The organism is Planococcus sp. RAB007_Raresut (genome assembly GCF_057369535.1).
In genome coordinates this window covers 364213-390878 of the sequence record NZ_JBXYIF010000005.1, presented here as the reverse complement: position 1 = coordinate 390878, position 26666 = coordinate 364213, and the positions used below count along the sequence as shown (strand labels likewise).

28 protein-coding genes and 3 tRNA genes are annotated in these 26666 nt (G+C 47.0%); 29 read left to right on the top strand and 2 right to left on the bottom strand.

Translation table 11 applies throughout. The features are described from left to right. Nucleotides 1-87 precede the first annotated feature (87 nt). The 3 genes from AC2Q9J_RS12770 (at nt 88) to AC2Q9J_RS12760 (ending at nt 345) form a co-directional block, all read left to right on the top strand. Nucleotides 88-162, top strand: a tRNA-Gln gene (locus AC2Q9J_RS12770). An 8-nt stretch (nt 163-170) separates the two neighbouring features. Further along, a tRNA-Lys gene (locus AC2Q9J_RS12765) sits at nt 171-243 on the top strand. A 29-nt stretch (nt 244-272) separates the two neighbouring features. Further along, nucleotides 273-345, top strand: a tRNA-Ala gene (locus AC2Q9J_RS12760). A 381-nt stretch (nt 346-726) separates the two neighbouring features. Here the strand turns inward: AC2Q9J_RS12760 and AC2Q9J_RS12755 are convergent. Then, complete coding sequence (locus tag AC2Q9J_RS12755; protein WP_499040451.1) at nt 727-1806, bottom strand: citrate synthase/methylcitrate synthase; 1080 nt, start codon at nt 1804-1806, stop codon at nt 727-729. Nucleotides 1807-1918: 112 nt separating this feature from the next. Between AC2Q9J_RS12755 and AC2Q9J_RS12750 the strand changes: the two genes are divergently transcribed. The 9 genes from AC2Q9J_RS12750 to glmS all read left to right on the top strand — a co-directional run bounded on the left by AC2Q9J_RS12750 (nt 1919) and on the right by glmS (nt 11692). Continuing rightward, nucleotides 1919-2794 carry a LysR family transcriptional regulator gene (locus AC2Q9J_RS12750; RefSeq protein ID WP_499040449.1) on the top strand — a complete coding sequence of 292 codons (876 nt, stop codon included), beginning with the start codon at nt 1919-1921 and terminating at the stop codon, nt 2792-2794. 12 nt (nt 2795-2806) lie between these two features. Continuing rightward, nucleotides 2807-3370 carry a GNAT family N-acetyltransferase gene (locus AC2Q9J_RS12745; protein ID WP_499040448.1) on the top strand — a complete coding sequence of 188 codons (564 nt, stop codon included), beginning with the start codon at nt 2807-2809 and terminating at the stop codon, nt 3368-3370. A gap of 70 nt (nt 3371-3440) precedes the next feature. Then, complete coding sequence (rocF, locus tag AC2Q9J_RS12740) at nt 3441-4349, top strand: arginase (RefSeq protein ID WP_499040446.1); 909 nt, start codon at nt 3441-3443, stop codon at nt 4347-4349. 201 nt (nt 4350-4550) lie between these two features. Beyond that, nucleotides 4551-5114 (top strand): RNA polymerase sigma factor SigW, encoded by a 564-nt coding sequence (sigW, locus tag AC2Q9J_RS12735; protein WP_499040444.1) that lies wholly within the window; start codon nt 4551-4553, stop codon nt 5112-5114. 12 nt (nt 5115-5126) lie between these two features. Then, nucleotides 5127-5762: an anti-sigma factor gene (locus AC2Q9J_RS12730; RefSeq protein ID WP_499040442.1), complete on the top strand. Its 636-nt coding sequence runs from the start codon at nt 5127-5129 to the stop codon at nt 5760-5762. A gap of 129 nt (nt 5763-5891) precedes the next feature. Beyond that, nucleotides 5892-6728 (top strand): diadenylate cyclase CdaA, encoded by an 837-nt coding sequence (gene cdaA / locus AC2Q9J_RS12725; protein ID WP_499040440.1) that lies wholly within the window; start codon nt 5892-5894, stop codon nt 6726-6728. Continuing rightward, nucleotides 6721-7995: a CdaR family protein gene (locus AC2Q9J_RS12720; RefSeq protein WP_499040438.1), complete on the top strand. Its 1275-nt coding sequence runs from the start codon at nt 6721-6723 to the stop codon at nt 7993-7995. The genes cdaA and AC2Q9J_RS12720 overlap by 8 nt, the downstream gene beginning before the upstream one ends. Nucleotides 7996-8041: 46 nt before the next feature. After that, nucleotides 8042-9391, top strand: coding sequence for a phosphoglucosamine mutase (glmM, locus tag AC2Q9J_RS12715; protein WP_499040437.1), 1350 nt, complete (start codon nt 8042-8044; stop codon nt 9389-9391). Nucleotides 9392-9886: 495 nt separating this feature from the next. Then, nucleotides 9887-11692 (top strand): glutamine--fructose-6-phosphate transaminase (isomerizing), encoded by a 1806-nt coding sequence (gene glmS / locus AC2Q9J_RS12710; RefSeq protein ID WP_101803572.1) that lies wholly within the window; start codon nt 9887-9889, stop codon nt 11690-11692. A gap of 118 nt (nt 11693-11810) precedes the next feature. Here glmS and AC2Q9J_RS12705 read toward each other — a convergent pair whose 3' ends face one another. Continuing rightward, on the bottom strand, nt 11811-12443 hold the full coding sequence (locus AC2Q9J_RS12705; protein ID WP_499040434.1) for a C40 family peptidase: 633 nt from the start codon (nt 12441-12443) through the stop codon (nt 11811-11813). Between the two features lie 529 nt (nt 12444-12972). Between AC2Q9J_RS12705 and AC2Q9J_RS12700 the strand changes: the two genes are divergently transcribed. The 17 genes from AC2Q9J_RS12700 (at nt 12973) to AC2Q9J_RS12620 (ending at nt 26564) form a co-directional block, all read left to right on the top strand. Further along, on the top strand, nt 12973-13158 hold the full coding sequence (locus AC2Q9J_RS12700; protein ID WP_499040432.1) for a hypothetical protein: 186 nt from the start codon (nt 12973-12975) through the stop codon (nt 13156-13158). Between the two features lie 11 nt (nt 13159-13169). After that, entirely contained in the window at nt 13170-13700 is a 531-nt protein-coding gene (locus AC2Q9J_RS12695) for an NUDIX hydrolase (RefSeq protein WP_499040430.1), read from the top strand. Further along, nucleotides 13684-14136: a GNAT family N-acetyltransferase gene (locus tag AC2Q9J_RS12690; protein ID WP_499040428.1), complete on the top strand. Its 453-nt coding sequence runs from the start codon at nt 13684-13686 to the stop codon at nt 14134-14136. Before AC2Q9J_RS12695 ends, AC2Q9J_RS12690 begins: the two co-directional genes overlap by 17 nt. 42 nt (nt 14137-14178) lie before the next feature. Then, nucleotides 14179-14643, top strand: coding sequence for a VOC family protein (locus AC2Q9J_RS12685; RefSeq protein WP_499040426.1), 465 nt, complete (start codon nt 14179-14181; stop codon nt 14641-14643). A gap of 56 nt (nt 14644-14699) precedes the next feature. Continuing rightward, entirely contained in the window at nt 14700-15215 is a 516-nt protein-coding gene (locus AC2Q9J_RS12680; RefSeq protein WP_499040425.1) for an NUDIX hydrolase, read from the top strand. A 17-nt stretch (nt 15216-15232) separates the two neighbouring features. Continuing rightward, nucleotides 15233-15973, top strand: a complete 741-nt coding sequence (locus tag AC2Q9J_RS12675; RefSeq protein ID WP_499040423.1) for an alpha/beta fold hydrolase — start codon at nt 15233-15235, stop codon at nt 15971-15973. 219 nt (nt 15974-16192) lie between these two features. Then, nucleotides 16193-17611 (top strand): purine-cytosine permease family protein, encoded by a 1419-nt coding sequence (locus tag AC2Q9J_RS12670; RefSeq protein WP_499040421.1) that lies wholly within the window; start codon nt 16193-16195, stop codon nt 17609-17611. Between the two features lie 123 nt (nt 17612-17734). Then, a complete protein-coding gene (locus AC2Q9J_RS12665) occupies nt 17735-18124 on the top strand; it encodes a VOC family protein (RefSeq protein ID WP_499040419.1) in 390 nt (129 codons plus the stop codon). A gap of 61 nt (nt 18125-18185) precedes the next feature. Continuing rightward, entirely contained in the window at nt 18186-18434 is a 249-nt protein-coding gene (locus tag AC2Q9J_RS12660; RefSeq protein WP_499040417.1) for a hypothetical protein, read from the top strand. Between the two features lie 124 nt (nt 18435-18558). Then, nucleotides 18559-19710: an HD domain-containing phosphohydrolase gene (locus AC2Q9J_RS12655; protein WP_499040414.1), complete on the top strand. Its 1152-nt coding sequence runs from the start codon at nt 18559-18561 to the stop codon at nt 19708-19710. Next, on the top strand, nt 19707-20051 hold the full coding sequence (locus AC2Q9J_RS12650; RefSeq protein ID WP_499040412.1) for a DUF3307 domain-containing protein: 345 nt from the start codon (nt 19707-19709) through the stop codon (nt 20049-20051). The genes AC2Q9J_RS12655 and AC2Q9J_RS12650 overlap by 4 nt, the downstream gene beginning before the upstream one ends. Nucleotides 20052-20062: 11 nt before the next feature. Beyond that, complete coding sequence (locus AC2Q9J_RS12645; protein ID WP_499040410.1) at nt 20063-21907, top strand: adenylate/guanylate cyclase domain-containing protein; 1845 nt, start codon at nt 20063-20065, stop codon at nt 21905-21907. 128 nt (nt 21908-22035) lie between these two features. Next, nucleotides 22036-22326, top strand: coding sequence for a hypothetical protein (locus AC2Q9J_RS12640; RefSeq protein WP_499040409.1), 291 nt, complete (start codon nt 22036-22038; stop codon nt 22324-22326). 128 nt (nt 22327-22454) lie between these two features. Next, entirely contained in the window at nt 22455-24302 is a 1848-nt protein-coding gene (locus AC2Q9J_RS12635) for a beta/alpha barrel domain-containing protein (protein ID WP_499040407.1), read from the top strand. Nucleotides 24303-24425: 123 nt separating this feature from the next. Then, nucleotides 24426-24950: a sigma-70 family RNA polymerase sigma factor gene (locus AC2Q9J_RS12630; RefSeq protein WP_499040405.1), complete on the top strand. Its 525-nt coding sequence runs from the start codon at nt 24426-24428 to the stop codon at nt 24948-24950. Next, a complete protein-coding gene (locus AC2Q9J_RS12625; RefSeq protein ID WP_499040403.1) occupies nt 24943-26136 on the top strand; it encodes a hypothetical protein in 1194 nt (397 codons plus the stop codon). The genes AC2Q9J_RS12630 and AC2Q9J_RS12625 overlap by 8 nt, the downstream gene beginning before the upstream one ends. Nucleotides 26137-26402: 266 nt before the next feature. Further along, the gene (locus AC2Q9J_RS12620; RefSeq protein ID WP_499040401.1) at nt 26403-26564 is read left to right on the top strand and encodes a hypothetical protein; all 162 of its coding nucleotides are present in this window, start codon (nt 26403-26405) and stop codon (nt 26562-26564) included. Nucleotides 26565-26666 lie beyond the last annotated feature (102 nt).

The window sequence follows — 26666 nt, the reverse complement described above, 5'->3', positions numbered from 1 at the left end:
AAGTGGCTAAACGCGGCGGACTGTAAATCCGCTCCTTCGGGTTCGGCAGTTCGAATCTGCCCCCCACCACCAGTTTTATATTGGCATTGGGGTATAGCCAAGCGGTAAGGCAACGGGTTTTGATCCCGTCATGCCCTGGTTCGAATCCAGGTACCCCAGCCATTTTTTATGAGCCATTAGCTCAGTTGGTAGAGCATCTGACTTTTAATCAGAGGGTCGAAGGTTCGAATCCTTCATGGCTCATCTTTTATTACCTTGCGCCTGTTCAGCGCGGGGCCTTAGCTCAGCTGGGAGAGCGCGACGCTGGCAGCGTCGAGGTCAGGGGTTCGAGCCCCCTAGGCTCCATTGTTCCATGTGTATTTGTACTATCCATGTGTAAAAATCCCGTATCCATTCAATTGGATACGGGATTTTTTTATGGATAAGAAAGTATAGTTTTCTAATTATGCTTTTCAGAGCTAAACGGGTGCCGTCGCTTTTCTTTGTCCAGACTCCAGCGCCCAGATTCTCGAGTCATAAGCCACTTTGGCTATGCGGCAAAGAACGCCGCTTCGCCAAATCGTCTTATGCTTTTCGAATCTAAACGGGCGCTTGCGCTTTTCTGCTGTCCAGACTCCGGCGACCCAGCTCTTCGAGTCATAAGCCAACCCAGCTGCCGTGGCAAAGAACGCCACTCTGCTGGTCTGTCTTATGCTTTTCAGAGCTAAACGGGTGCCGTCGCTTTTCTTAGTTTCCAACATAAATCGATTGCGGACGGAAAATGACGTTATCTTCCTGCTGTTCGATAGTGTGGGCTGTCCAGCCGACGATTCGGGCGATACTGAATGTTGGTGTAAATAATTCAGGAGGCATTGCAATGGAACGCATAATAGCTGCAGCATAGAATTCCACGTTGGTGTACAACGCGCGTCCCGGTTTTCGTTCGTTAAGCAAATGGATAATCCTTTTCTCGGCGCCCACTGCGAGATCCAGCCACGGATCGCTGCCTTGAAGCTCTTGGCATTTCCCGCGTAAAAGAATGGAACGTGGATCTTCGGTTCGGTAGATGCGATGACCAAAGCCCATGATTTTTTCTCCCGCTTCCAGTTTTCCATTGATTACAGAATCGATATCATCAGCCGCATGGATTTCATTGAGCAAGGTGATGACTCCGGAAGGAGCGCCTCCGTGTAATGGCCCTTTCATTGTGCCGAGAGCGGAAGTGACAGCAGCCACCATATCCGATTCTGTGGAAATGGTGACTCGCGCAGCGAAAGTCGAAGCGTTCATGCCATGCTCCATCGTCAGCTTCAAATAAGTTTCAAGAGCTTCGATTTGCGCAGCGCTTGGCTCTTCTCCGTCGAGCATCCACAAATAATTGGCGACGTGTCCAAGTTTATCATTCGGGTGAATTATCTCATATCCGTTTTGAAGCCGGTAAAGCATGGCGGTCATAACGGGCAACGCGGAAGTGAGGGCAATTGCCTGTTCGTATGGGGACAATGAAATATACTCTTCATCATAATAAGCTGACAGCAGGGTCCGCATTTTATCCATGAGCGGAGCATTGACCGGCAGTTCTCCGGCAATCTTTTCAATATGAGAGGGAAGTGTCCGGCACCTCAGAAATTGCCGGCTCAGTTCCTGAGCCTGGTTTGCTGTCGGAAATTCTCCGTGCCATAGAAAATAAGCGGTTTCTTCAAAACTTTTGTGTTGAATCGCTTCTTCAACCAGGCTTCCACGGTACCGCAGTTCCCCTTTCTCCCCATCTACTGAAGCGATTTTCGTTTGAACTGCCACTACATCTTTCAACCCTTTTTGGAACATGTGAATTCCTCCTTTTCTTAAAGTTTACCCGGGTATATTGATTATTAAAATTAATGATTTATAATTAAATCAATTCAAAATATTAATCGATAAGGAAGTGATCATTATCGACTTGGCATGGCTAAAGACTTTTGCCGATGCAGCGGAAACGCTGAATTTCCGAAAGACTTCCGAGAGGCTGCTGATGTCGCAGCCGAGTGTTACTGTTCACATCCGCCTGCTTGAAGAAAGCCTCGGAGTGGTTTTATTCCAGCGGCAGAAGAACCGGGTATCGCTGACGGAGGAAGGAAAGTTATTCAAAGGAGAAGCGGTTACGCTTCTGCGGCAGTTGGAACAGAGTGTGGAAAGGGTCCACTCGTTTGCGCAGGGCTACCGTAAGAAATGGGTGCTCGCGATTTCGCCTTTGATGGCGGAGACGGTGCTGCCTTATCTATTGAAGTCGTTTACGAAGCGGCATCCGGATTTGGAATTGGTGATCCAAGTGGAGGAATCGGAAAAGATTGAAGCGCTGGTGGAGACCGGGGCAGTAAACGCAGGGATTTCAGCCATTCAGCCGATGAGCCGTGTGCTGCATAGTGAAGTGGTGTATAAAGACGAACTTGTTTTTGTCGTGCCGCGGGATGCTTACGATGATGAGTCGGGACCGGTCATCTCCGATGAAGCGATGCTGCGCTCCCATTATCTTTTCACACATCATCATCCGGTATTCTGGGACGAGCTGTTAGTGAAATTAAATTTGAAAGCACCTGAATTGCGGACAATGACAGTGACGCAGGCGCATATTGCGAAACGTTTTATACAGGAAGGGCTGGGCGTATCCTTTTTGCCGAGGTCGATGGTGCGCCGGGAATTGATTGAAGGGCGTCTTTTGGAAGCGCATTTTGATTTGTTTCCATTGCCTGAAGTCGCTACTTATTTCATTTGCAAAGAAAAGAATGACTTGGAAAAAGAGTTTTTGGAAAGAATCCAGGCGGTTTATTTCGGTTAAGGGGGAAGTTGGATGATTATTGAACAGCCAGGCGTGCGATTGCGTTTATTGAAGCGGGAGGATTTCGAAGCTTTATGGGACCTGTATACACCGGGTATTTTCGAACATATGCTGACAAAAGTGGAGACGTTCGAGCAATTAACGGACTGGTTAGAGGCAGGATTGAACGGATCGAATGTGCTGGTGTTTGCTGTAGAACAGCCGGACACCGGAAAAGTAGTCGGCACAACCCGTATTTACGGAATTGATGAGGCGAATAAAAGCTGTGAGATCGGCTCAACTTTTTATGCGGAAGAAATGCATGGCAGCGGATTAAACAGCCGGGTGAAATATGCGCTGCTCGCTTATTGTTTTGAAGAGCGCGACATGATTCGGGTCCAGTTTAAAACAGACAGTGAAAATATGCGGTCGCAGAAAGCGCTTGAAGCCATAGGGGCAGTAAAGGAAGGGACACTGCGCAACGAACGCATCCGTTCCACCGGCAAGCCAAGAGATGCTGTTGTCTATTCAATTATTGATCAAGAATGGCCGGCAGTAAAAGAATTACTGAAGAAACGGATGAATAAAAATACGTAATCTTGTGCGGTTGAGCCATTGAGTTGATAGCGGTTACAATGGGTTTAACTACTCAAGGGGGTATAAAAACATGAATAAATTAAATGTGTCAATTATTGGAGTTCCAATGGATCACGGGCAAAACCGCCGCGGAGTCGATATGGGACCGAGCGCCATCCGCTATGCGGGTGTTGTTGATCGCATCGAAAACTTAGGGCATACCGTCAAGGATGAAGGGGACATCCAAGTCGGCCACGCTGATGGGAAAATCGATACAGATACGAATCTTCGCAATATGACGGTCATCACTGAAGCCATGGAAGCGTTGGGCGAGAAGGTTCAGGCAGTTACGGAAACAGGCAACTTCCCATTGGTTCTTGGCGGAGATCACAGTATTGCTATCGGAACACTTGCAGGCATTTCACCGAACCATGAAAATTTAGGTGTGATCTGGTATGATGCCCACGCAGATATGAACACGAGCGAGACATCGCCGTCAGGGAACATCCACGGCATGCCGCTTGCAGCAAGCTTTGGCCATGGCCACGAGAACTTAACGCAGATCCGCGGCTTTTCACCAAAAGTGAAGCCGGAAAACATTGTCATCATCGGTGCACGTTCTGTAGATCCGGGCGAACGCGAATTAATCCGTGAGCGCGGCATCAAAGTCTACAGCATGCACGAGATCGATAAAATGGGTATGGATTTTGTTATTGAAGATGCAATCCGTTATTTAAAAGAAGAACGGGGAACAGACGGTGTCCACTTGTCTCTTGACCTGGACGGCATCGATCCTCTATATACACCAGGCGTTGGAACTCCAGTACCAGGCGGCATCAGCTACCGGGAAAGCCATTTGGCGATGGAGATGCTGCACGATGCAGGCATCATCACTTCCGCTGAATTTGTGGAAGTCAATCCGATTCTGGATGAAAAAAATAGAACAGCAGACGTGGCAGTGGCTCTAATCGGTTCATTGCTCGGCGAAAAATTACTTTAAAACAGGCGAAAGCCTGTTTTTTTATTTTTATGGAAATAAATTTTGTGAAATAAGGAACAAATCCTTTAGTTATTTCGTATGAAAATTAGATGGATTTATTTGGGTAATATTTGATACGATAGAAAAGAGAAAATAAATGAAACCTTTCATCGGGTTATCCGTATATAAAACATAGCCGCATAGGCGGAGGGAAATGAGATCATGGATGCGTTAGTGAACAAGAGAATAGCAAAAGTCATCAAAGGCGATCAAGACGCATTCGCAGAGATTGTAGAATTGTATCAGCACCAGCTGTATCAAATTTGCTATCGTATGCTCGGCAATAAACATGAAGCCGAAGATATAGCTCAGGAAGCTTTTATGCGTGCTTACGTCAATATTCATACATTCGATCAAAAGAGAAAATTCTCCACGTGGCTTTACCGTATAGCTACAAATTTGTGCATCGACCGGATCAGAAAGAAAAAGCCGGATTATCACCTTGATGCAGAAGTGCGTGGGGCAGAAGGCTTGAATATGTACTCGAGCATTGCGGGCGACGACCAGCTTCCCGAAGATGAGCTGGTGAAGATGGAGGTTCAGGAGCGGGTACAATATGAGATTAGCCGCTTGCCAGATAAGTACCGGGCAGCTATTGTATTAAAGTATATTGAAGAATTGCCGCTGGCTGAGATCAGCGAAATTCTGGATTTGCCGCTTGGGACTGTGAAAACACGCATACACCGTGGGCGAGAAGCCTTGCGGAAGCAATTAAGCAATTTGTAGGAGGCGAGCAGGATGAAGACGTGTCCGGATTACATCGTCCAGTATATGAACGATTATTTAGACGGTGACCTTGAACCATCCAAAGAACGGGTGTTGAAAGAAAATCTGGCGACCTGCCAAGATTGTCAGAAGATTTACCACGAATTGAACAAGACGATTGCATTCGTCCAGAGTGCATCCCATATAGAAGCGCCAAAGGGCTTCGTGGAAGCCACGATGAGCAAACTGCCGAAACAGAAACAGCGTTCAGGCGCGCAGCGCTGGTTCAAGCAGCATCCACTTTTGACGGCCGCTGCGATTTTCTTTGTAATGATGAGCGCAGCGTTGTTCTCGGATTTCAATAATGATCAGCAGTTCTCCTTCACGAAGCAGCCGAATGTTATTGTAGAAGGGAATACAGTGATTGTGCCGGAAGGTGAAGTGGTGACCGGGAACATTAAAGTGAAGAACGGTAATCTGCGTGTCGACGGGGAACTCCATGGCGACGTTACCGTTGTGAACGGACAATATATGGCCTCCAGTGGTGTGATTACCGGTGAAGTGGAAGAGATAGACCAGGCATTTGACTGGTTATGGTATAGCATTAAAGATGCCTTCAAAGACGCGGCTTCCATTTTCAGCAATGAAGACGCAATGATCGAAGAATAAAATCCGTCCCTTTGGGGCGGATTTTTTGCGTCCAGATTCGAATGGGCGTTTTCACGGCATATGAAAGCATGACCAGAATGATTTATGATATACTTATTTCATGCAGATGTAGAAAAGCGAGGGTTGCAGATGCCGTTTTTGGATAATATTACAAACCTAACACCACTCGAACTCATAATCAATATAGCTGATATTTTATTAGTTTGGTTCGTTTTATATAAATTGATAACGATTATTAAAGGGACAAAAGCCGTTCAATTATTAAAAGGGATTTTTGTCATTATCATCGCTCAATTGATCACGCAGGCATTGAATTTGCAAACGCTCGGGTGGATTATGCAGGAAGTGCTCAACTGGGGTTTCCTGGCCATTATCATCATCTTCCAGCCGGAATTACGGCGGGCGCTTGAACAGCTGGGACGCGGGAAATTATTTTCCAGCAGCACTTTAAATGAGGAATCAGAGCGCAACAGGCTGATCGAAGCAATGACGAAATCCGTCAGTTATATGGCGAAAAGGCGTATTGGCGCATTGGTATCCATTGAACGTGAAACCGGATTGAGTGAATATATTGAAACCGGAATACCTTTGAACTCAGACATTACGTCAGAGTTGATGATAAACCTCTTTATCCCCAATACACCTCTTCACGATGGAGCCGTAATCGTCCAGAAGAACAAAGTGGCGGCGGCAGCGTGTTATCTTCCATTATCGGAAAGTCCGTTTATTTCCAAAGAACTCGGAACCCGCCACCGCGCAGCTCTTGGAATCAGTGAAGTGACAGATGCCATTACAATCGTTGTTTCGGAAGAAACGGGCGCCATCAGTTTGACGGCGAACGGCGATTTGCACCGGAATCTGTCTTTAGAGGATTTTGAAGTGAAACTCCGCCGTATCTGGTTTGGCGAAGAACAACAGGATGAAACTTCTTCATGGTGGAACTGGAGGGGAAAAAAGAATGGATAAAATGATGGATAACCCCTGGTTTTTGAGGATTACTGCATTATTGCTAGCCTTTCTTATGTTCTTTTCCGTAAAAGCGGAAGAAGAAAACAATAATTCAGCGGCCAGCAATACGATGACCGAAATTATTGAAGATGTACCGCTCGAAGTCTATTACGATGATACAAGCCTGATGGTCAGCGGCGTGCCGGCGACAGTCGATGTCCATATTACAGGACCCAATAGCATGGTCCAGGCCACTCAGCAGATAAAGGACTTTACGGTCTTTGTGGATTTGCGCAATCTCCAGCTCGGGGAACATCGCGTGCGGGTGCAGACGGAGAATATTTCTGAACAATTGGGTGTCCGGATCGAACCGACTTTCCTGAATGTGCAGATTGAAGAAAGGGTCACCCAGGAATTCAAAATTGATGCAGAGTTGAATGAACGCTTGATTGCGGAAGGCTATGTGCTGAAGAGCATATCTGCCGATCCGGATACAGTGATGGTCAGCGGACCGAAAAGTGTCATTGATTCCATCAGCTTTGTGAAAGCGACAGTAACAGAAGAGCCGGGCTTAGATTCTTCCGTGACAAGGGAAGCGAGAGTGCGTGTGCTTGCCAACGACCTGACAAAACTGGACAATGTAAAAATCGAGCCCGAAGTGGTGGAAGTCGAAGCTGTGATTGAAGAGTACAGCAAAGAAGTTCCAATCACACTGACTCAAACGGGAACGGCCCGCGAAGGTATTACTGTGGATGAGATTGAAACAGATGTTGATACCGTCAAGATTTCAGGGCCGCGGAATGTCGTGGACACAATCGAAGAATACGAAGTGGAAGTGAATATCAGCGGGGTCACCCTGACGGATACAGCGATTGAAGTGGATCTCGCAGCTCCGGAAGGGACAAGCGCTGTAGAGCCGGGAACCCTTATCGTGGAAGCCGAAATCAGTGTGGATGAAACTGTGCTGATGCCGGAAGATATCAATTTTGGCCTAACAAATCAGGACGATGCGCTTGATCAGCAAATCTTTGAAAATCTTCCACTGGAAATCAGAGGGCTGGAAGATGGCAATAAAGCCGATTTCCTCAATCCCGAAGATGGCCTTGTGTCTTTGATTGCTTATGGAACTGAAGAGTTGCTTGGAAGTTTGAACTTGGAAGATTTTGTGGTATATGTAGATGCAGCGGAAAAAATGGGACAGCATAAACTGACGGTTGCGGCAGAAGGAGTGGAAGAAGCCAAATGGCTGATTTTCCCCTCGACTGCAACCATCCATATAAGATAGGCATTATTATCCGATATTGCATTGGATTTAAGGAGAGAATAAAAGCATGGGTAAATATTTTGGTACAGATGGAGTTCGCGGTGTTGCCAATAGTGAATTGACACCGGAACTTGCATTTAAATTGGGCCGCTTCGGCGGATATGTGTTAACGAAAAGTTCGAAGGATAAACCGAAAGTTTTGATCGGGCGCGACACCCGTATTTCAGGTGAAATGCTCGAAGGTGCTTTGGCTGCCGGATTATTGAGTGTCGGAGCGGAAGTCATGCGCCTTGGCGTTATCAGTACACCGGGTGTTTCTTATCTGACGCGCGTGATGAGCGCGGAAGCGGGCGTAATGATCTCGGCTTCACATAATCCTGTCGAAGACAACGGCATCAAATTCTTCGGTTCTGACGGCTATAAACTTTCCGATGAACAGGAAGCTGAAATCGAAGCCTTGCTGGATATGGAGGAAGATACGCTGCCGCGTCCTACTGGCGGTGACCTTGGCGCCATTACGAGCTATTTTGAAGGCGGCCAGAAATACATCCAATATCTGAAACAGACAGTTGACGAAGAATTCGACGGCATCCATGTCGCGCTTGACTGTGCACACGGTGCCACTTCAACTTTGGCGACGCATGTATTCGCTGATCTTGATGCGGACATCACTTCAATGGGAGCTTCGCCAAACGGCTTGAACATCAATGACCAGGTCGGTTCCACGCATCCGCAGAAGCTCGCGGAACTTGTCGTGGAGAAAAACGCTGACATCGGACTTGCTTTCGATGGCGATGGCGACCGTTTGATTGCGGTGGATGAAAAAGGCCGCATTGTCGATGGCGACCAGATCATGTATATCTGCGGTAAATACTTGAAGTCTGAGGGCCGCTTGAATAAAGACACAGTCGTGTCAACGGTAATGAGTAACATGGGCTTCTACAAAGCGGTGGAAGCAAACGGCATGACCAGCGTGAAAACAGCAGTGGGTGACCGTTATGTGGTCGAAGAAATGCGCAAAAACGGTTATAACCTTGGCGGCGAACAGTCTGGCCATATCATTTTCCTTGATTACAATACAACAGGCGACGGATTATTGACGGGCCTTCAATTGGTGAACATCATGAAGGTTACCGGCAAGAAATTGTCCGAGCTTGCAGCTGAAATGACGATCTTCCCGCAAAAACTTGTCAATATCCGTGTAACTGACAAACATGCAGTGACGGATAATGCGAAAGTGGCTGCTGAAATCGAAGAAGTTGAAACTGAAATGAACGGCAATGGCCGTGTGCTTGTGCGTCCTTCCGGCACTGAACCGTTGGTGCGCGTCATGGTGGAGGCAGCTTCAGAAGAAGATTGCGAACGCTATGTCGAGCGGATTGCAGAAGTGGTCCGTGCTGAGATGGGCATGAAATAAAAATTGAGACCGTTCCGAAGCTGAAATGCTTCCGGAACGGTTTTTTTATAGGGCTGAATTAATAAATAAATTAACAGAAACGTAAATATTTTGTCGGCAGACAGATATGAAAATCGAATTTTATCCTTTATTCGATATTAATACATCTTTGTCTAAGGACTTAGGGACGATTGACTAAGGGAATTGGAAAAGGTATGATATAGTAGCCTGTTTAAGGCCGCCAAAAAAGGGGGATAGTAGTAAAGCGTAAAAAGGAAACTAGTTGAAGCGCCTGTACTGGGGAAATCGGACGGACAAGTCATTTCCCAGTAGACGAGGAGGAGGAGTATCGAGATTTCGGCGGATACCTCCCGGCCGTGAAGCCCGGTCGTTATGTCCATCTTCAAAGCAGTTGAGTGATCAGCTGTACAACAGGATGGATGGGCTCAAGCATGCGTGCGCGCAAAATGGCGAACGCTCTTTTTGATATTGAAAAAAATTGGAGGAACTATAATTATGTGTGGAATTGTTGGGTATATCGGAGAAAAAGATTCAAAAGAGATCCTATTGAAAGGCCTTGAGCGCTTGGAATACCGCGGCTACGATTCAGCGGGTATTGCTGTGCGCAACGGCGATGGCATTACAGTATTCAAGGAAAAAGGCCGCATTGCGGATCTTCGCGGAGCTGTGAACGGCGACGTGACAGGAAATACGGGAATCGGGCACACACGTTGGGCAACGCACGGCAAGCCGAGCCAGGTAAACGCTCACCCGCATCAGAACACGTCAGACCGTTTCACGATTGTGCATAACGGCGTAATCGAAAACTATCACCACCTGCAGCGCGATTATTTGGCTGATGTGGAAATGGAATCCGATACGGACACGGAAATCATCGTTCAATTGATCGGTAAATTTGTTGAAGGCGAAGGCATGACGACGCAGGATGCGTTCAGCAAAGCTTTGAAGTTGATGAAAGGTTCGTATGCGATCGCCTTGCTTGACGCTGAAGAAGCACAGACGATTTTCGTCGCGAAAAACAAGAGCCCCTTACTTGTCGGCCTTGGAGAAGATTTCAACGTTGTAGCGTCTGATGCTATGGCAATGCTGCAAGTGACGGACCAATTCGTTGAATTGATGGACAAGGAAATCGTGATCGTCCGTAAAAACAGCGTGGAGATCCTGACGCTTGAAGGCGAAAAAGTGGAACGCGAACCGTTCACTGCTGAAATCGACATGAGCGATATCGATAAGGGCACATACCCTCATTATATGCTGAAAGAAATCGATGAGCAGCCGGCAGTGATGCGCAAAATCATCCAGGCTTACCAAGGCGAGGACGAGAAATTGACGATCCAGCCTGAAATCCTTGATGCTTTGCAGGAAGCTGACCGTCTGTATATCATCGCAGCGGGCACAAGCTATCATGCTGGTCTGATCGGCAAGGAATATTTGGAGAAAATGGCGGGCATTCCAGTGGAAGTGCATGTAGCGAGCGAATTCGGCTATAACATGCCGCTTCTTTCCGAAAAACCGTTGTTCATCTTCATTTCCCAGTCAGGTGAAACAGCTGACAGCCGCCAGGTACTGGTGCGCATCAAAGAACTTGGCCACCCGTCACTCACAATCACAAACGTTGCGGGATCGACTTTGTCACGCGAAGCTGACCATACGTTATTACTGTATGCAGGACCTGAAATCGCTGTAGCGTCTACTAAAGCTTACACAGCACAATTGGCAGTTCTGGCGATTTTGGCAGCCGTAACTGCAGAAGCACGCGGACGCGACCTTGGTTTCGATCTTGTGCAGGAAATGGGTATTGTGGCAAACGCCATCCAGGCGCAAGTCGATATGAAGGAAGAAATCGAGAAATTAGCGCATGATTTCCTTTCGACGACACGCAATTGCTTCTTTATCGGCCGTCTGATGGATTATTTCGTTGGTCTTGAAGGCGCTTTGAAGTTGAAAGAGATTTCGTATATCCAGGCGGAAGGTTTTGCCGGCGGCGAATTAAAGCACGGTACGATTGCTTTGATCGAAGAAGGTACACCTGTTATCGCACTTGCAACACAGGAATCTGTAAACTTGAACATCCGCGGAAACGTCAAAGAAGTGGCGGCGCGCGGCGCAAACACAATGATCATTTCAATGGAAGGCCTGAACGAAGATGGCGACAGCCACGTTCTTCCGACAGTGCATGAATTGTTGACTCCGCTTGTATCGGTTATCCCGCTTCAGCTGATCAGCTATTATGCAGCACTTCACAGAGACTGTGACGTTGATAAGCCGCGTAACCTGGCGAAATCCGTTACGGTTGAATAAAAATTAATATTGCAGAGCCGGATCCTTAGGGGTCCGGTTTTTTTGTGCTGTCAGATTTAAAAACACAAAAAAAACAGACCAGGAATTATATCCTGATCTGTTTCGTTTATTGAGTTTATTACATTCTGCCGTAGCCAGTGAAGTGGTCTCCCCAATAAGGGCCGAATACGTCAACGACTTCTACTCCGCCGTTATTGGCAGCTACCATTTTGCCGTTTCCGACATAGATGCCGACGTGCGAAATTCCTGCTTTATATGTGCCAGAGAAGAAAACCAGATCCCCTTGTTGCGGAGTGCTGACTTTCGTCGCCATGTTATAGTAACCAGCTGCGCTTGTGCGGCTTACGTTGTGGCCTGCTTTGTTAAGTGTATAGGCGATAAATCCACTGCAGTCAAATCCTGCTGGCGTTGAGCCGCCCCATACATATGGAACTCCGATATATTGTTGTGCAATTGATGCGATTGAAGAAGTAGGGTTGCTCACTTGTGTTACTTGCGGCGCTTTCGTGCTGCTGGATGCTGCAGAAGAACCTGCGCTAGTCTGGAATGTTTGGCCAGGATAAATCATATGGCCTGAAATACCGTTGATGCTTTGCAGGCTAGAAACCGTAGTTCCATAATCCTGTGCAATATTCCAAAGCGTGTCACCGGATTTTACTTGGTGTGTAGCTGCGCTAGTAGGTGCAGCAATAGCAGCTGAAAGGGCAATAGTGGCAGTGAAAGATAGTAAAGCTTTTTTTGTTTTTTTCATGTTTTTATTTCTCCTTAAATGTCTGGAATTCACTGGATTCATATCGTTGAATAGTGATTCTCGTATTTTATTTATTAAACCAAAATGTCTAAGGTGTTATTAATAATCTGATGCTTCTTATCACTTATCTTTGAAGCCTTGATTAGTGTAGCATGCCATTTTCCCGAATTAAACCCTTGTAATGGTTTTGTGAACGCATTTAAATATTTTGATATATTTTTGATATATTGTATCTTTATATAATGAAAAACAGTTAATTGGCTAAAACTCTCTCCTAACGTTAGCGCGAAAGGATTTAAGAAGAGCCTTCAATGAAAAAATGAACTCGATTCTCTTAAATTAAGCTGTAAAACTTACATTAAATGGATTGATTGTTTCAAAGATGAAATGTGTTTTTTCTTATTTTCTGCTCGAATTTAAAACAGTATTGAATAAGAAACATCAGTCTAGGAATTGTAAAATTCAGTATTTTTGTATTTTACTGGGCTTTCGGATGGTATGATTAAGTGAAAAAAGGAGGGCTTTGTAGATGAATTGGGCAGTTTTAAAAGATGGCAGAACAATGCTGGGGCTGGTGTTGTCTGTTTTATTGAGTGCAGGAGCAATTGTGCTGGCGGTGAACGATATCGGTTATTGGGTTGCACTGGCTGTAATGGCGCTGATTGTGCTTTTCTTCAGTATTGCCAAAGCTGATAAAGTCACGAAGCAAGGGTAGGGGGCAAACGCATGGAAAATCAGGCATATGTAGATTGGGGCGGCCATATCATCAGCCTTAGCTGGGAACCATACAGAAAGATGGAATCGGCTGATATTGTGACGAGTGTACACGGGTATTGCTTTTATGAAGGCAAAGTGGTGCTCGTCCATGTGAAGGGCAGAGGCTTTAATGTTCCCGGCGGCCATATTGAATCGGGGGAAAGCCCTGAAGAAACGCTGCACCGCGAAGTATATGAAGAAGCTTATGTCAAAGGGGATGTAACCTATATCGGGGCGATTTGTGTCGATCATACAGAAAACGTGAAGTTCGTGGAGAACGGAAAATATCCGCAGGTCGGTTACCAATTGTTTTACCGGATGGACGTTGTGGAATGTCTGCCATTTCTACGGGAGCATGAGACCTTGACGCGCATTTGGGTGGAGCCGGAAGAAGTGCCGCATGTGATGGATGACCATGAAATTGCGTTATTGGTATTAAAGGAAGCAATGAACAACAAGAGGGAAAGCGGAGTGACTGTGGGAAATGAAAATAGAAACTGAACGATTGATTATCAGCCCTTGCACGGAAGATGTAATCCCGATGCTGGAAGAACAACAGTACGATAACGGGCCGCAGGTTGAAAATCACCTGAAGCAGCTTGCAGAAAATCCAGCCATTCTTTACTGGGGACCGTGGCTTGCGATTTTGAAATCGGAGAATACGATCATCGGGGACCTGGGATTCAAAGGTGCGCCGGACGATAAGGGCGCAGTGGAAATCGGCTATGGTTTGCTTGAAGAATACCGGGGCAAAGGATATGCGACAGAAGCGGTAGAGGCCTTGGTCGACTGGGCATGGAAGCAGGATGGTATACATAAGATCAAAGCGGAAACGTTGGTGGATAACCGGGAATCGATCCGTGTATTAGAAAAAGTCGGGATGAGTAAAGTGGCTGAGAGCGAAGAGATAGTTTATTGGGAGACAAGCAGAGGCTGAGACTGCCATGAATATCTTACAACAGATACTGGAGGGGAAATAATGATCAAAGGCCTGTACGAAGCCCATTTACCGGTGCGCGATCTGGAGACATCAATCGAGTTTTATAAAAAGCTGGATCTGGAACTGGCTTATCAAACAGACAAGCTTGCTTTTTTCTGGATGGAGAAGGGACACAGCTGGCTGGGGTTGTGGGAGACAGATAAAGTGGACACGCCTTATCATCCGTCGCTTCGGCATATCGCTTTTCACGTGTCGCTTGAAGATATCCGAAATGCAGGAGATTGGCTAAAGCAAAGAGGGCTCGAATCACGGACGGCTTTCGGCTTTTCGCCCGAGGAGCAGCCGCTGGTCCTGGCAAATGATGCACATGCCCATGCGGCGGTTTATTTCCACGATCCGGACGGCAACTCACTGGAATTGATTGCGCCGCTGCGCTTGGATTCTAATGAGAAGCTTGAAAAGATGTCGCTGAAAGAATGGGATCAAAAGCATCCATCGGAATAAATCCGGATAGGCTGACGATGCGGAATAGTTGAATAGGAAATGAGTGGATTTACATTATGCTGAAATATACGCTTTGTTTGATCAGAAACGGGGATCAATTCCTGCTGCTGAACCGGTTGAAAAAGCCGCAGATGGGCACATGGAACGGTGTTGGCGGCAAAATAGAGAACGGTGAAACGCCATTTGAAAGTGTCATCAGGGAGACTTTTGAAGAAACGGGAATTCTCCTGAAAGAGCTGACTTATGCAGGCAATGTGATATTCAAGAGCAACGAAGGCCGGGAAGGCATGTATCTTTTTATAGCTGATTTGCCGGAAGGCAGTCGTTTGGTGACGCCAGCCGGAACAGCGGAAGGCATCCTGGACTGGAAGCAGGTTGACTGGATTCTTCATAAAGACAACCGGGGAGTGGCGGCGAATTTGCGTGTTTATTTGCCGGCAGTTCTGGAAGGCAGAGTAGGATTGGAGCATCTCTTTACATATGACCAAGGTGTTATTCTGGATTACACGACTGTTGATATGAATGAAAATAAAATTAATGAAAAATATGCACCACCGGTTATTGTCAGTTGAATAGAGGAGTGCGTGTAGTGAAGAAAAGCGTTGGCGATAAAGTGTCCATAAACGGCGCAGAGCTGTATTATGAACGAGCTGGTAAACCGGGCAAAGGGCCAATCGTCGTCTTTGAATCGGGGTATGGGTGGTCCATGGAAAACTGGAAGCCGGTTCGAAAAAACTTGGAAGAATCAGTGGGAATGTTCTTTTATGACCGGGCCGGTGTCGGCAAGAGCGACAGAAGTGGAGAACCAATGCACAGCCTGCAAATTGTCCGGAATTTAAAGGGGCTGCTTGAAAAGGCGAAGGTCGAACCGCCTTACTTGTTAGTCGGCCATTCGTTCGGCGGCATCAACGTCCGGTTTTTCGCACACCTTTATCCTGAAGAAGTCGCAGGAGTAATCTTGCTGGACTCTTGCCACGAAGATCAGAATCGGAAGATGGTGCCGTTGTTTAAAGATGAAGTGAAAGAGGATTATTTGAATCAGTTTACCGTCGAAGCGACTTTGGTAGAATTTGAGCAAAGCCTTGATCAGGTCCGTGGAAAAAGCCTGGAAGACATACCGCTATTGGTAGTGACCGGCGGCAATCAGCCTCACCATACGGCAGAGTCCATGCAGGAGTGGCTGAAATTCCAGGAGGAGCTTGCGGCATTGTCTTCAAATAGTGAACATGTGATGGTTGGAGATGCTGGCCACGCTATTCATTTGGACAACCCGGTGCTTGTCACTTCATTGATAAAGAAGATGGCAATGCAAAATCAGTCAAGCTATTAAGTTATTGTGGGAAAACTCTGTAGACCAATATTTTACAATTAATGGCTGAATTGCCTGTCTTAAGTACGAAAATTTCGCCAGACGAAATATCGGAATATAGTATATGTTAAAATTAAAAGGCAAGTGTTTTTATTCCTTGGGGCGCCAGCGCCTTGATGGGAATGGAGCCACCTGCTTTTTTATATGTTTTAAAACTCCATACAGAAAGAAGAGGATAATATGAGATCTGAGATTACCGCAGATCAGGAAGTACATGACAGGCATTATAAACCAGAAGCAGAACCAACCAAAGATTATACGTTCGACCGGGTTCCACGGGAAGAACGGAACATGGGCTGGCTGAGCATCACGAATATTACGTTCGGCATTGCCACCGCCATTTTCTATTTCCAGATGGGCAGTGTAATGGCACTTCAATTCGGAGCGGGGAATGCCATGATTTCGGCTGTCTATGCCATAATTGTCGCAGGCATCATCGGTTCGATCATTGTTTATTTATCCGCTAAATCAGGCATGAACGTCAATTTATTGTCCCGCGGAGGGTTCGGTTATATCGGCGCCTCACTCACCTCATTAATTTACGCATCGAATTTCATCATGTATTGTGCCTTCGAAGGCATGATCCTGGTATCCGCAATCCATGCATATTTCCCCGCCATCCCCTTATGGATATTGATTGTTGTCTTCGGCACATTGGTCATTCCGTTGAACTGGTTTGGCATCAAACAATTGGACAAACTTCAAAAATGGTCGCTGCCGCTGTTCGGCATCTTCCTAATCGCTGCAATCGTCGTTGCCTTCAACCGGACGTCAGTATATGACGGGAATTTCTGGACGTATATGCCGGAAGGTGTACAGATCGGCGGTACCGCCTTATTGCTGTGTATCGGCATGCAGCATGGCATCATGGGACTGACAGCATTGATCGCTTCTGATTATGCGCGTTTCCTGAAACCGAAAGACTTGAAAATCGGATCCATCGCCATCGGCTTCATCCCGCAGATATTCTGCTTTGGTGTTATGGGCGGCCTTGGCATCTGGTTCGGTGTGACGTTAGGTGAATCAAACCCGGGTGTTTATATCGTGGTGCTGCTGGGCCTTGGCGGTGTGCTGTTTACGACACTGACGCAAGTGCGCATCAATATCACCAATATCTACAGCTCTTCGCTGTCCCTGTCGAGTTTTTTCGAGAACATGTTCCGCTTCACGCCGGGCCGGCGTTTCTGGGTAGTGGTTGCGGGCGTCGCTGCCATGGCATTGATGCTAGGCGGCATCATCGACCATCTCGATACCGCGATGACATTCCAGGGCGTCGCGCTTATGACATGGGCTTCGATTCTAGTGACGGATGCCCTGGTCGTGAAGAAATGGCTTAAGATCGGGCCTCGCTATTACGAATCCGAACAATCGAATTTGTATAAATGGAATCCGGTCGGCGTCATTTCGCTGCTGCTGCCGACGATTATCGGCACGATTGCGGCACTTGGCTACATGGGCACGTTCCTGCAAAGCACTGCTGCTTTTTTCGCCGCGCTGCTGGCAGCTGGCTTGACGGTAGTGTTGGCTGTACTGACGCAAGGCCGTTATTATCAGAGGGCGGAAGCAAAAGATATTCCAAAAGAAGATTATATTGCTTGATGATAAAAAACAATGAACAGCTTCCGCTATTATTACGGAAGCTGTTTTTCTTTAGATAGAGGAAAACAGGCAGACTTTAGAGAAAGAGAAAGAAAGCAAATCGTTGTAATAGGAGGAATTTGTTTGGAACTGACGCATATTCGCTTATTGGTGGACAATTACAAGGAATGTTTTCTGTTTTACCGGAATGTTTTGGGTTTCAACGTGTCGTGGGGAGATGAAGTTTCCAATTATGCCGATTTTGAGTTTGATGGAGTTAAATTGGCCTTATTTGAACGGAAGCAGATGGCCGACGCAATCGGAGCGGAATACCATTTGCTCCGGAAACGATCAGATAAAGCCGCGCTCATTTTCAAAGTCGATGATGTGGATGAAAAGTACCGGGAACTTCAGAAGAAAGTCGACTTTATCACCGCGCCGACCGTCCAGGAAGACTGGGGCATTAAAGTGGCGCATTTCCGGGATCCTGCGGGGAACTTGCTCGAAATTTATGAAAGCCTGCCGCCACTCTAATAATGGGGTTGTGTACGGTGTGTTGAAATGAATTCAGAAATTTTCTGAAGGGGTGGCGTCAATGAGCGGGATTGATAAAAACGGCCGTCTTGACGAAGAGCCGTTTGCTTATCAACTGACGAAAAATCATACGGTGCTGATCAGTTATGAAGGGAAGACAGTAGTCACGTTGAAAGGGAAAGAGGCTGAGCGGCTGTCTGCAAAGCTTGCAGCTGCCACGGGTGATCACCGACAAGAGCAGTTGCTGCTGGCGAAAGCGACAGGGAATTTTAAACGCGGCAATGAAAAGAGCGCCAAACCAAAATGGTGAGCAATAAGTTGACGGTAAAAGCTGAATCCCTATGGGTTCAGCTTTTTTATTATCCGCGAAGGGTTAAGGTTGAAGGGTTTTCAGCCGATAATAAACAATAAATGACCGTCATTGGGGGAGTACCGTGGAACACGTGGAGAATTTGGAATTGCAGGTTCAGGAATTATTGAAGCTGCTGGAAGCCGCAAAACAATTGAATTCAAATTTGGAGATAGAAGAAGTGTTCCAGAACATCCTGCTGCAGATGGTGACGATGATCGGCGCCGAGGCAGGCACGCTTTGGGTGCTGGAGCAGGACGGCGAAGAGATCAAAGTGGTCGCGGCTTACGGCGAATCGGCTGACAAAATCGTCAATATCCGGCTGAAGAAAGACGAAGGCATCGCAGGCAAAGTGATTATGAGCGGAGAGCCCGTGTTGATACGTGATGTACAGGAGCATCCGGATTGGTCGAACCGGGTGGATGTATCAAGTGGTTTTGTGACGAAGTCAATGATTACGGTGCCGCTCACGGTAAAAGGCAAGGTGCTGGGATCGCTTCAGCTATTGAATAAGAAGCAATGCGATTTCTTTAATGAAGCGGATGTCTCCCTGGCTGTCGCGCTTGCAAGCCAATCGGCGATGGCGCTCCACAACAGCCAAATGTATGACGAACTGCAACAGATGTTCCTCAGCATGATCCGGACTTTGGCTAAAGTGCTCGATGCACGGGATCCCTATACAGCGGGGCATTCAGAGCGGGTGGCCAATTATTCGGTATGGATTGCCGACAAGCTTGGCATGGCGGGAGATCGGAAGAAAGAATTATATAAAGCGGCGCTCTTGCATGACGTCGGAAAAATCGGCATCCCGGATGATATCCTCCGTAAGCCTGACCGGCTGACGACAGAGGAATACGAAGCGATTAAGTTACACACCGTAGTCGGTGCCGACATCCTGTCGAATATGGAACCGAAAAGAGCGATGGCAGATGTCATTCAAACAGCCCGTTCCCATCACGAGCGCATCGATGGCAGCGGTTATCCGGATGGCCTGAAAGGGGACGAGATTTCCCTGTTCGCACGTATCGTCGGTGTGGCGGATACATTCGATGCCATGACGACGGCGCGTTCTTACAGTAAAGGGATGCCTTATAGGGACGCGGCGGCAGAGTTGATCCGCTGCAAAAATACGCTTTTTGACAGTGCCATTGTCGATGCGTTCACAACGGTTCTGGCGGAAAGTGATTACGACTTAACGCAATACGAAGCGGATCATAAAAAAGAGTACCGCTTATGAGCCAGTTCGATTTATTGTTGATCGGGCATTTAATTGGAGATTTTTTATTGCAGTCGTCATGGATGGCGAAGAATAAAGCAACGAAATGGCTGCCGTTACTCGCACATGTCGCAGTCTATACGATTGTGGTCGGCATTTTCGGACTGATGTCAGGCGGATTGTCGCTCGCGGCAATCGCTTTGATCATTATCAGCCACATTATATTGGACAGAAGGACATTCGTATCGTTTTGGGTACGCAATGTGCAGACGGCGGAAGGCCCCGAACAGGCATGGCTGTGCATTGTGGCCGACCAGATTTTTCACATCATCATTATAGCGATTGCCATTGCTATTTCGTAGGAGAGTGACAGATGAATTTTGCACCGAAAGTGTTTACAATGGAACGCGTTTATAATTTGAGTAAAGAAGAAGTATGGGGACTGCTGGCGGATAACGACCGGATGAATCAGTATATCGGCCTTTTTCCTGTCTCATTCAGCACAGTGAAAAAAGAAGGACAGGGCGTTTTTTACAGGGAAGCGAGCGCGACTGCAGCTGGTGTGGTTCCGATGAAGTGGCAGGAGCTCCCTTTCCAGTGGGAAGAGTTCAAAGAGTACCGGATCGAGCGTCGCTATATCAGCGGGCCGTTCCGTTTTTATACCTGGACAATCGAGCTGTTCGAGGTGTCGCCAAGTTCGGTAGAGACCCAAACAACGGTGCGGCTGACGATGGAATTCATCCCGAAAAACTTGATGGGAATCGCGGCGATTTACGCTGTGGCGGTTCCGACGATGAAAAAAGCGTTGGATTACCTGGATGATTTCATCACATCCGGCGCGCAAAAACTGCACGAAGCGCCTCGGAAAACGGCCAAGCATAAAGTGGAGCTGGAAGAACTGGAGCGGCTCGAGAAAGTCCTGAAAAGCTGGCCTGTCGAGGATGCGAAGGTTGATTTACTGCACCGGCATCTCGTGGAAAAAAGCGATCACGATGTGGCGTTGATGGAACCATTTGTGCTGGCTGAGCAATGGCAGGCGGATCCGGATGAAGTGCTGAGCCTGTTTTTGTATGCGACCAAATCCGGCATTCTTAATCTGAGCTGGAATATGATCTGCCCGAATTGCCGGGTGTCCAAATCGGCGACGACTTCGCTGTCGGGTCTGACTGCCGACTTCCACTGCGATTTATGCGGCATCAATTACGACGCCAGCTTCGATCAATTTGTCGAACTTCAATTTTCTGTTCATCCGTCGATCCGGAAAGCCTACGCGGAAGTGTATTGTGTCGGAGCACCGATCATCACACCTCATGTCAAAGTGCAGAAAATAATTGAGCGAGGCAAGACTGCGCGCTTTCCAGTCCCGGAATCGGAAGGGCAATGGCGGCTGAGGGTATTGCAATCGAACGAAATGGTGAATGTCGAGCGGGCGGCCACAGAAACGGAAACGTCTCTTGGATTTACCGCTGATGGCTGGTCGGAGTCCCGCTTGCTGCCGGTATCGGAACTCACAGTCCACAACTCGAGCGACCGGGATATCGTCGCGGTTCTGGAACAGGCAGACTGGAGCAAGAATGCCGTAACAGCGGCAAAAGTGACAGCGATGCAGGAATTCAGAGATTTATTTTCTTCCGAAATCCTGTCGCCGGGCCAGCAGATCGGCATCGATCATGTGACGATTCTCTTTACCGATCTGCAGGGGTCGACTTCACTTTATGAAACAGTGGGGGACGCCAATGCCTATGGCCAGGTCAATAAGCATTTCGATTACCTGACAAAATGGATCGGGAAAAACAAAGGCAGTGTCGTGAAAACGATCGGCGACGCCGTGATGGCGGTCTTCCATTTGCCGGAGGACGGCTTAAAGGCGGCCCTAGATATTCAACAGAACCTCGCGGAATTCAATGAAGGCAAGCAAGATCCGATTGTCCTGAAAGTCGGCTTATTCAGCGGACCGGCCATTGCCGTAACCTCGAATGACCGCCTCGATTATTTCGGACGCACCGTCAATCTGGCGGCTCGTATCCAAGGTCAGGGAGCGGGCGGCGACATCATCATCAGCCGTGATTACTTGGAACAGCCGAAACTTCGCGCCATTGTGGAGCGGGAGGGCAATCAGGTGGAGACTTTCCCGGCGAAACTGAAAGGGATTGAAGAGCAGGTGGAACTGGTGAGGGTTTGTGTGGGAATCAATGAAGTGGAAGCAGTCTTTAAATAGCCTATTAGTTCGGTGAATTACAAAATAATTGAATAACGCAGATGCAACGTCTGACTGACGGATAACGTCCTTAGGAATAAGAGCTCGTTCCATTACATAAATCCCAACCAGTTAGAAGGATTGCATATATGATAAAACTTTTTTTATTTTTGGCATCAATCGCCACAGTCATCGTTCACCTTTCGATATTCTTAATTTGGATTTTTGACTGGACAATATTAACGACAGAGACAGGCCTAATCACCTGGGGCGCATCCATTGCAACAGGTGTGCTGATTTACACACTTTGCCGCAAATTCAACGATGCTGATAAACGTGGCGTTTTTACAAAACGGCTTATATTCACTTCGACTTTGATGACGGTTGCTTTAGCTCTTCTTTCGGCAGTCATCGAAATTGCCGTGCGTTCGATGCCTTAACTTCAAATGAAGAAATTTTTCTTTAGAGTCAGACTTGTTAATACATATTCCTTTTTAATGAGAAAGGATGAAAGGCTATTCTTTCTCTGAACAGTTAATGTAAAATGAGGATATATCAACAATAGGACGTGATTTCTTTGCCGGATTGGACGTATCATACGCTGTTTAAACCGACGCTCTCCCAATTGCCGGCAACGAAAGGGCGAGAGTTTATCCACCGGGGCATGACTGTCATTTCCAGAGTACCGGGTGGAAGTAAACTAATCGAATATCTCGGACATACCAATCCGTCTGCGCGGTTGGAAACAGAACTCTTTGGATTCAAAATTTCCAATCCAGTAGGATTAAGCGGAAAGATTGATTCTGCACTGACTGGCACTAAGGCATTCGGCCATTTGGGGTTCGGTTTTATCGAAACTGGTCCGGTCACTTCAAAGCCGGAAGAAGATGGTGTGCCAAGATATACGCAAGCGAAAGACAATCTTATTTTTCCCTATCGTGCGGAATCCCCGGGACTGGAACAGACTGTGACGAAGCTGCAAGAACTGAAAGGATTTCAGAAACCGCTGTTTATCCGGATTGGAAGTGCAGAATCTGTTAGTGAAATTTCCTCTTTAATGCAGATGCTCGCTGATTACGGTGATGCTTTGATTATAGAAGGACATTATGGAGAAGATGAGTGGCAGCTGTTGAGGGAGGCTAGTAAGGATAAGCCGCTATTACTGGCATGTTCACGAGATGAATTGGACTCTGATACTATTGGGAAGCTGACAGCAGGTAATCGGGTGGATGGCGTCATTATCGATGAGCAGCCAAAAGATACCGGCAAGGGGTTGGAATATCCTTTGGCCGATGCAGGCAATTTGGCAACAAAGGTAGCAGAAATCAGAAAAAAGAGCAGCATCCCGATTATCGTTTCCGGAGGCATCAAGGAACCGAGAGATGCACTGGCTTTATTCGAGGCTGGAGCGGATCTGGTAATGCTCACTGCGGGTTATGTTTTTACCGGTCCCGGATTGCCGAAGCGGATCAATGAAGCTTTACTGGATACAAAGATTGCAGTAAAGGATACATACAGCGGTTGGATCTGGCATTGGCTATTCGGGTTTCTGATGTTGATAGGCGGTCTTGCCGCTTTAATTGTCAGTATGACGATCGTTGTCCTGCCCTATGATGAAGCGTTCTTGAAGATGACGAGGGAAGAATTAATCGCGATTAACCCGAATATTTACCGTTTTATGCAACATGACCGGATGACGGTCGCCGGAACAATGATATCGGGCGGCATCATCTATATGCAATTGGCTCGGCATGGTGTCCGGTATGGGCTGCAATGGGCGAAAAGAGCAATTCATATTGCTGGCATTCTGGGATTTTTAGGAATATTGCTGTTTCTTGGATTCGGTTATTTTGACTGGCTGCACGGCATTTTATGGTTGATCTTACTGCCGTTTTTTTGGAAAGGCTATTTGATGACTAAGAATCATGCTGAACACGCATCATCGAGTAATCGGACGAATCACAGGGCATGGAAGAAAAGCTTGTGGGGGCAGCTTGCTTTTGTGGCACTCGGTACGGCTCTTGCAGTTGCTGGGCTCGTCATTTCCACGATCGGTGTGAATGGGGTATTTGTTCAAACGGATATCGCTTATATTTGCATGAGTCCGGAACAATTAGCCGGTATAAATGACCGGTTGATTCCGGTTATTGCCCACGACCGCGCAGGTCTCGGAAGCGCCTTGATCAGTGTAGGTTTACTTGTATTGATGCTCGCGCTCTGGGGATTTCAACAAGGAGAAAAATGGGTTTGGTATACCTTTTTGCTCGGCGGAATCCCAGCTTTCAGCGCTGCTATCATCATTCATTATGTGATCGGGTATACAACATTCATTCATATCTTCCCAGCCTACATTGCACTGTTGCTGTTTGCTGCGGGGTTATGGTATTCCAAGGAGTTCTTTTTTAAGAAACAATAAAACTTTTCGTTAATATTTTACCCTTTCCGCTACAATTGGCAGAAAGGGTCTTTTTTATTGCCAAAAACGAAACGCGAATGGATCGGGCATTGTCTAACAGTTAGAGAAAAAGGGGGAGAGGGCTTGGAGAAGCGCGAAAAGGACCGGCTGCTGACGGAGGCGATGGACGAATACGGGCATTATCTGGTGCGGCTGGCGTATTCGTTCGTTAAAGAACGGACAAAGGCGGAAGATATCGTACAGGACGTGTTCATCCGCTATTACATAAATCTTGAAGGATTCGAAGGGCGCTCGAGCGTCAAAACGTTTCTGTACCGCATCACGGTGAATGAATGCCATAACCATTTCAGGAGCTGGGCGCATCGCAAGATCGAGTTGACGAATATACTGAGCCCACTTTTGCCGAATAAAGGATCAGCGGAAGAAACGGCGCTGGCCACTGAAAAGAGCAACGAAGTGGCGGAAGCTATTGGCAAGCTGCCGCTGAAATACCGGGATGTTATCTGGCTTTATTATTACGCCGAGCTGTCAGTAAAAGAAATCAGCGAGGTTCTGAAAATCTCGGACAACACGGTGAAGACGCGGCTGGCCAGGGGACGGCAACAGGCAGGCGTCAAATTTTCGGAGGAGGGGATTGACCATGCATGAGGATCTGAAACGGAAGCTGGACGAGTCGGTGCCGGAAGATGTGACACTGTCGGATGCGAAAAAGCGGCAGATTTTGAATGCGGCGCAGTCGCAGGGCGAGACGCGCAAACCATCGCGTGCGCCGAAGTTGGTGCCGGCGTTTGTGGGCATAGCGGTGATTGGGTTGTCGGTGATATTGGGCTACCCTTACGTAAGTGATTGGCAGGAGCAGGGGGCTGTGGAGGAAAAGAATTTGGAAGAGCCCTTGCAAGTGGAGCCATTACAGGAAGAACCCTTACAGAAAGTGGAATTGCCGGTGAATGACAATCCGCAATTGATTAACGCCGTTTTTTATAATGACAACGGGGTCCTCGTTTATCAGGAAGCACAGAAAATTTATTCTTATGATGTTAAAACCAAGGAAGAAGTGGTTTTGACCGAGGTCCCGGAAGGAACGTGGATCCAAGGGGTAACTGTTGAAGACGATTGGGTCGTCTGGACTGAAGTGCTTGAAGAGAATATGGATAGCTCTTCAGTATTGAATATATACAATTTAGACACTTCTGAACTGATTACTATTTCAGATTTGAATGCGCTGTCCCTTGTAATCGATGGAGACCAACTGAGCTTTCTTGATTTTGGAAGCGGAGGGCCAACCTACAAGCTTCTGGATCTGAAAACGATGGAAGAGACGGATGTATACCAATCAATAGAAGGCGCAGACAGTATGCAGGCGTTCAATGATGGAATAATTGTCATTCCGGATATTCGGGAAGAACAGAACGTTACAAAATTGACGGTTTTTGATGCAAATGAAAAAGAAATCATCAATGAATTTGAAGTCCCTTCCAAAACAACGATGAACATTCAATTTGATGACAATAAAATTTATGCCCATCTGGCCGATGAAAAATTCGTTTCAACACTTGTATCGATTGAGTTGGAAACAGGTGAAATGACAGAGTTCGATTCTCCGGAATTCAGCGCGTTCTCAGTCCATGGCAAATACGTAGCGCTGAGTGTAGCGGAATCAGGCACTGCGACAGTGAAGTTGTTTGAAATGGACGGTTCTTCGCTAGTAATGTTGCCGGCACTGGACAGCGTGGAGGAACATCTTTGGAAACCGCGCTTTATGGGTGACGGAACTCTTGGGGTGAATAGCGAAGGTGGAGGCCTGTATTTGCTAGATACCACTGCAATTGAGTAATATATTCTTTATGGTCAAAGAGATACTCTTAGGATAAGCTTTTCCTGAGAGTATTTTTATTTTGAGTGATTTTCTAAACAAATGGAGGCTGCACCAACGAACGAACTGCCAAATTGCCTGAAATGCAACTCCGAATATATCTAGGAAGACGGCAGCCAACTCGTGTGCCCGGAATGTGCGCATGAGTGGGAGGAGCTTGGGGGTGTATTTGCTGTGTACGGTGATTATTTGGCATTGAGTCTAATAGAAGGAGCGGATTCCACGACTTGCAGCTATATAAAATGGCGGGAACTGAACTGGAAGAAGTGCCAGCTTTCGCAGCCATTGAGGAACGGCTCGTTCGACCGCGTTTTACAGATGAGGGAACCTTGGTGGTCAACGGCGAAGCAGAAGACCGGGCAATGTATATTCTGGATGTCACAAAATAAAACTTAAAACTTATAATCGTTATCGAAGCATCCCTTGCTGTTAGAGGGATGCTTTTATTTTCGGGCAAAATATTCTGCAAACTTATTGACAACCTGAAAAAG

What these genes read in the sequence shown, in the direction of transcription:
- AC2Q9J_RS12755 (WP_499040451.1), bottom strand. Translation starts at nt 1,806, where the DNA reads ATGTTCCAAAAAGGGTTGAAAGATGTAGTGGCAGTTCAAACGAAAATC.
- AC2Q9J_RS12745 (WP_499040448.1), top strand. Translation starts at nt 2,807, where the DNA reads ATGATTATTGAACAGCCAGGCGTGCGATTGCGTTTATTGAAGCGGGAG.
- rocF (WP_499040446.1), top strand. Translation starts at nt 3,441, where the DNA reads ATGAATAAATTAAATGTGTCAATTATTGGAGTTCCAATGGATCACGGG.
- sigW (WP_499040444.1), top strand. Translation starts at nt 4,551, where the DNA reads ATGGATGCGTTAGTGAACAAGAGAATAGCAAAAGTCATCAAAGGCGAT.
- AC2Q9J_RS12730 (WP_499040442.1), top strand. Translation starts at nt 5,127, where the DNA reads ATGAAGACGTGTCCGGATTACATCGTCCAGTATATGAACGATTATTTA.
- cdaA (WP_499040440.1), top strand. Translation starts at nt 5,892, where the DNA reads ATGCCGTTTTTGGATAATATTACAAACCTAACACCACTCGAACTCATA.
- AC2Q9J_RS12720 (WP_499040438.1), top strand. Translation starts at nt 6,721, where the DNA reads ATGGATAAAATGATGGATAACCCCTGGTTTTTGAGGATTACTGCATTA.
- glmM (WP_499040437.1), top strand. Translation starts at nt 8,042, where the DNA reads ATGGGTAAATATTTTGGTACAGATGGAGTTCGCGGTGTTGCCAATAGT.
- glmS (WP_101803572.1), top strand. Translation starts at nt 9,887, where the DNA reads ATGTGTGGAATTGTTGGGTATATCGGAGAAAAAGATTCAAAAGAGATC.
- AC2Q9J_RS12705 (WP_499040434.1), bottom strand. Translation starts at nt 12,443, where the DNA reads ATGAAAAAAACAAAAAAAGCTTTACTATCTTTCACTGCCACTATTGCC.
- AC2Q9J_RS12700 (WP_499040432.1), top strand. Translation starts at nt 12,973, where the DNA reads ATGAATTGGGCAGTTTTAAAAGATGGCAGAACAATGCTGGGGCTGGTG.
- AC2Q9J_RS12695 (WP_499040430.1), top strand. Translation starts at nt 13,170, where the DNA reads ATGGAAAATCAGGCATATGTAGATTGGGGCGGCCATATCATCAGCCTT.
- AC2Q9J_RS12690 (WP_499040428.1), top strand. Translation starts at nt 13,684, where the DNA reads ATGAAAATAGAAACTGAACGATTGATTATCAGCCCTTGCACGGAAGAT.
- AC2Q9J_RS12685 (WP_499040426.1), top strand. Translation starts at nt 14,179, where the DNA reads ATGATCAAAGGCCTGTACGAAGCCCATTTACCGGTGCGCGATCTGGAG.
- AC2Q9J_RS12680 (WP_499040425.1), top strand. Translation starts at nt 14,700, where the DNA reads ATGCTGAAATATACGCTTTGTTTGATCAGAAACGGGGATCAATTCCTG.
- AC2Q9J_RS12670 (WP_499040421.1), top strand. Translation starts at nt 16,193, where the DNA reads ATGAGATCTGAGATTACCGCAGATCAGGAAGTACATGACAGGCATTAT.
- AC2Q9J_RS12660 (WP_499040417.1), top strand. Translation starts at nt 18,186, where the DNA reads ATGAGCGGGATTGATAAAAACGGCCGTCTTGACGAAGAGCCGTTTGCT.
- AC2Q9J_RS12650 (WP_499040412.1), top strand. Translation starts at nt 19,707, where the DNA reads ATGAGCCAGTTCGATTTATTGTTGATCGGGCATTTAATTGGAGATTTT.
- AC2Q9J_RS12645 (WP_499040410.1), top strand. Translation starts at nt 20,063, where the DNA reads ATGAATTTTGCACCGAAAGTGTTTACAATGGAACGCGTTTATAATTTG.
- AC2Q9J_RS12640 (WP_499040409.1), top strand. Translation starts at nt 22,036, where the DNA reads ATGATAAAACTTTTTTTATTTTTGGCATCAATCGCCACAGTCATCGTT.
- AC2Q9J_RS12625 (WP_499040403.1), top strand. Translation starts at nt 24,943, where the DNA reads ATGCATGAGGATCTGAAACGGAAGCTGGACGAGTCGGTGCCGGAAGAT.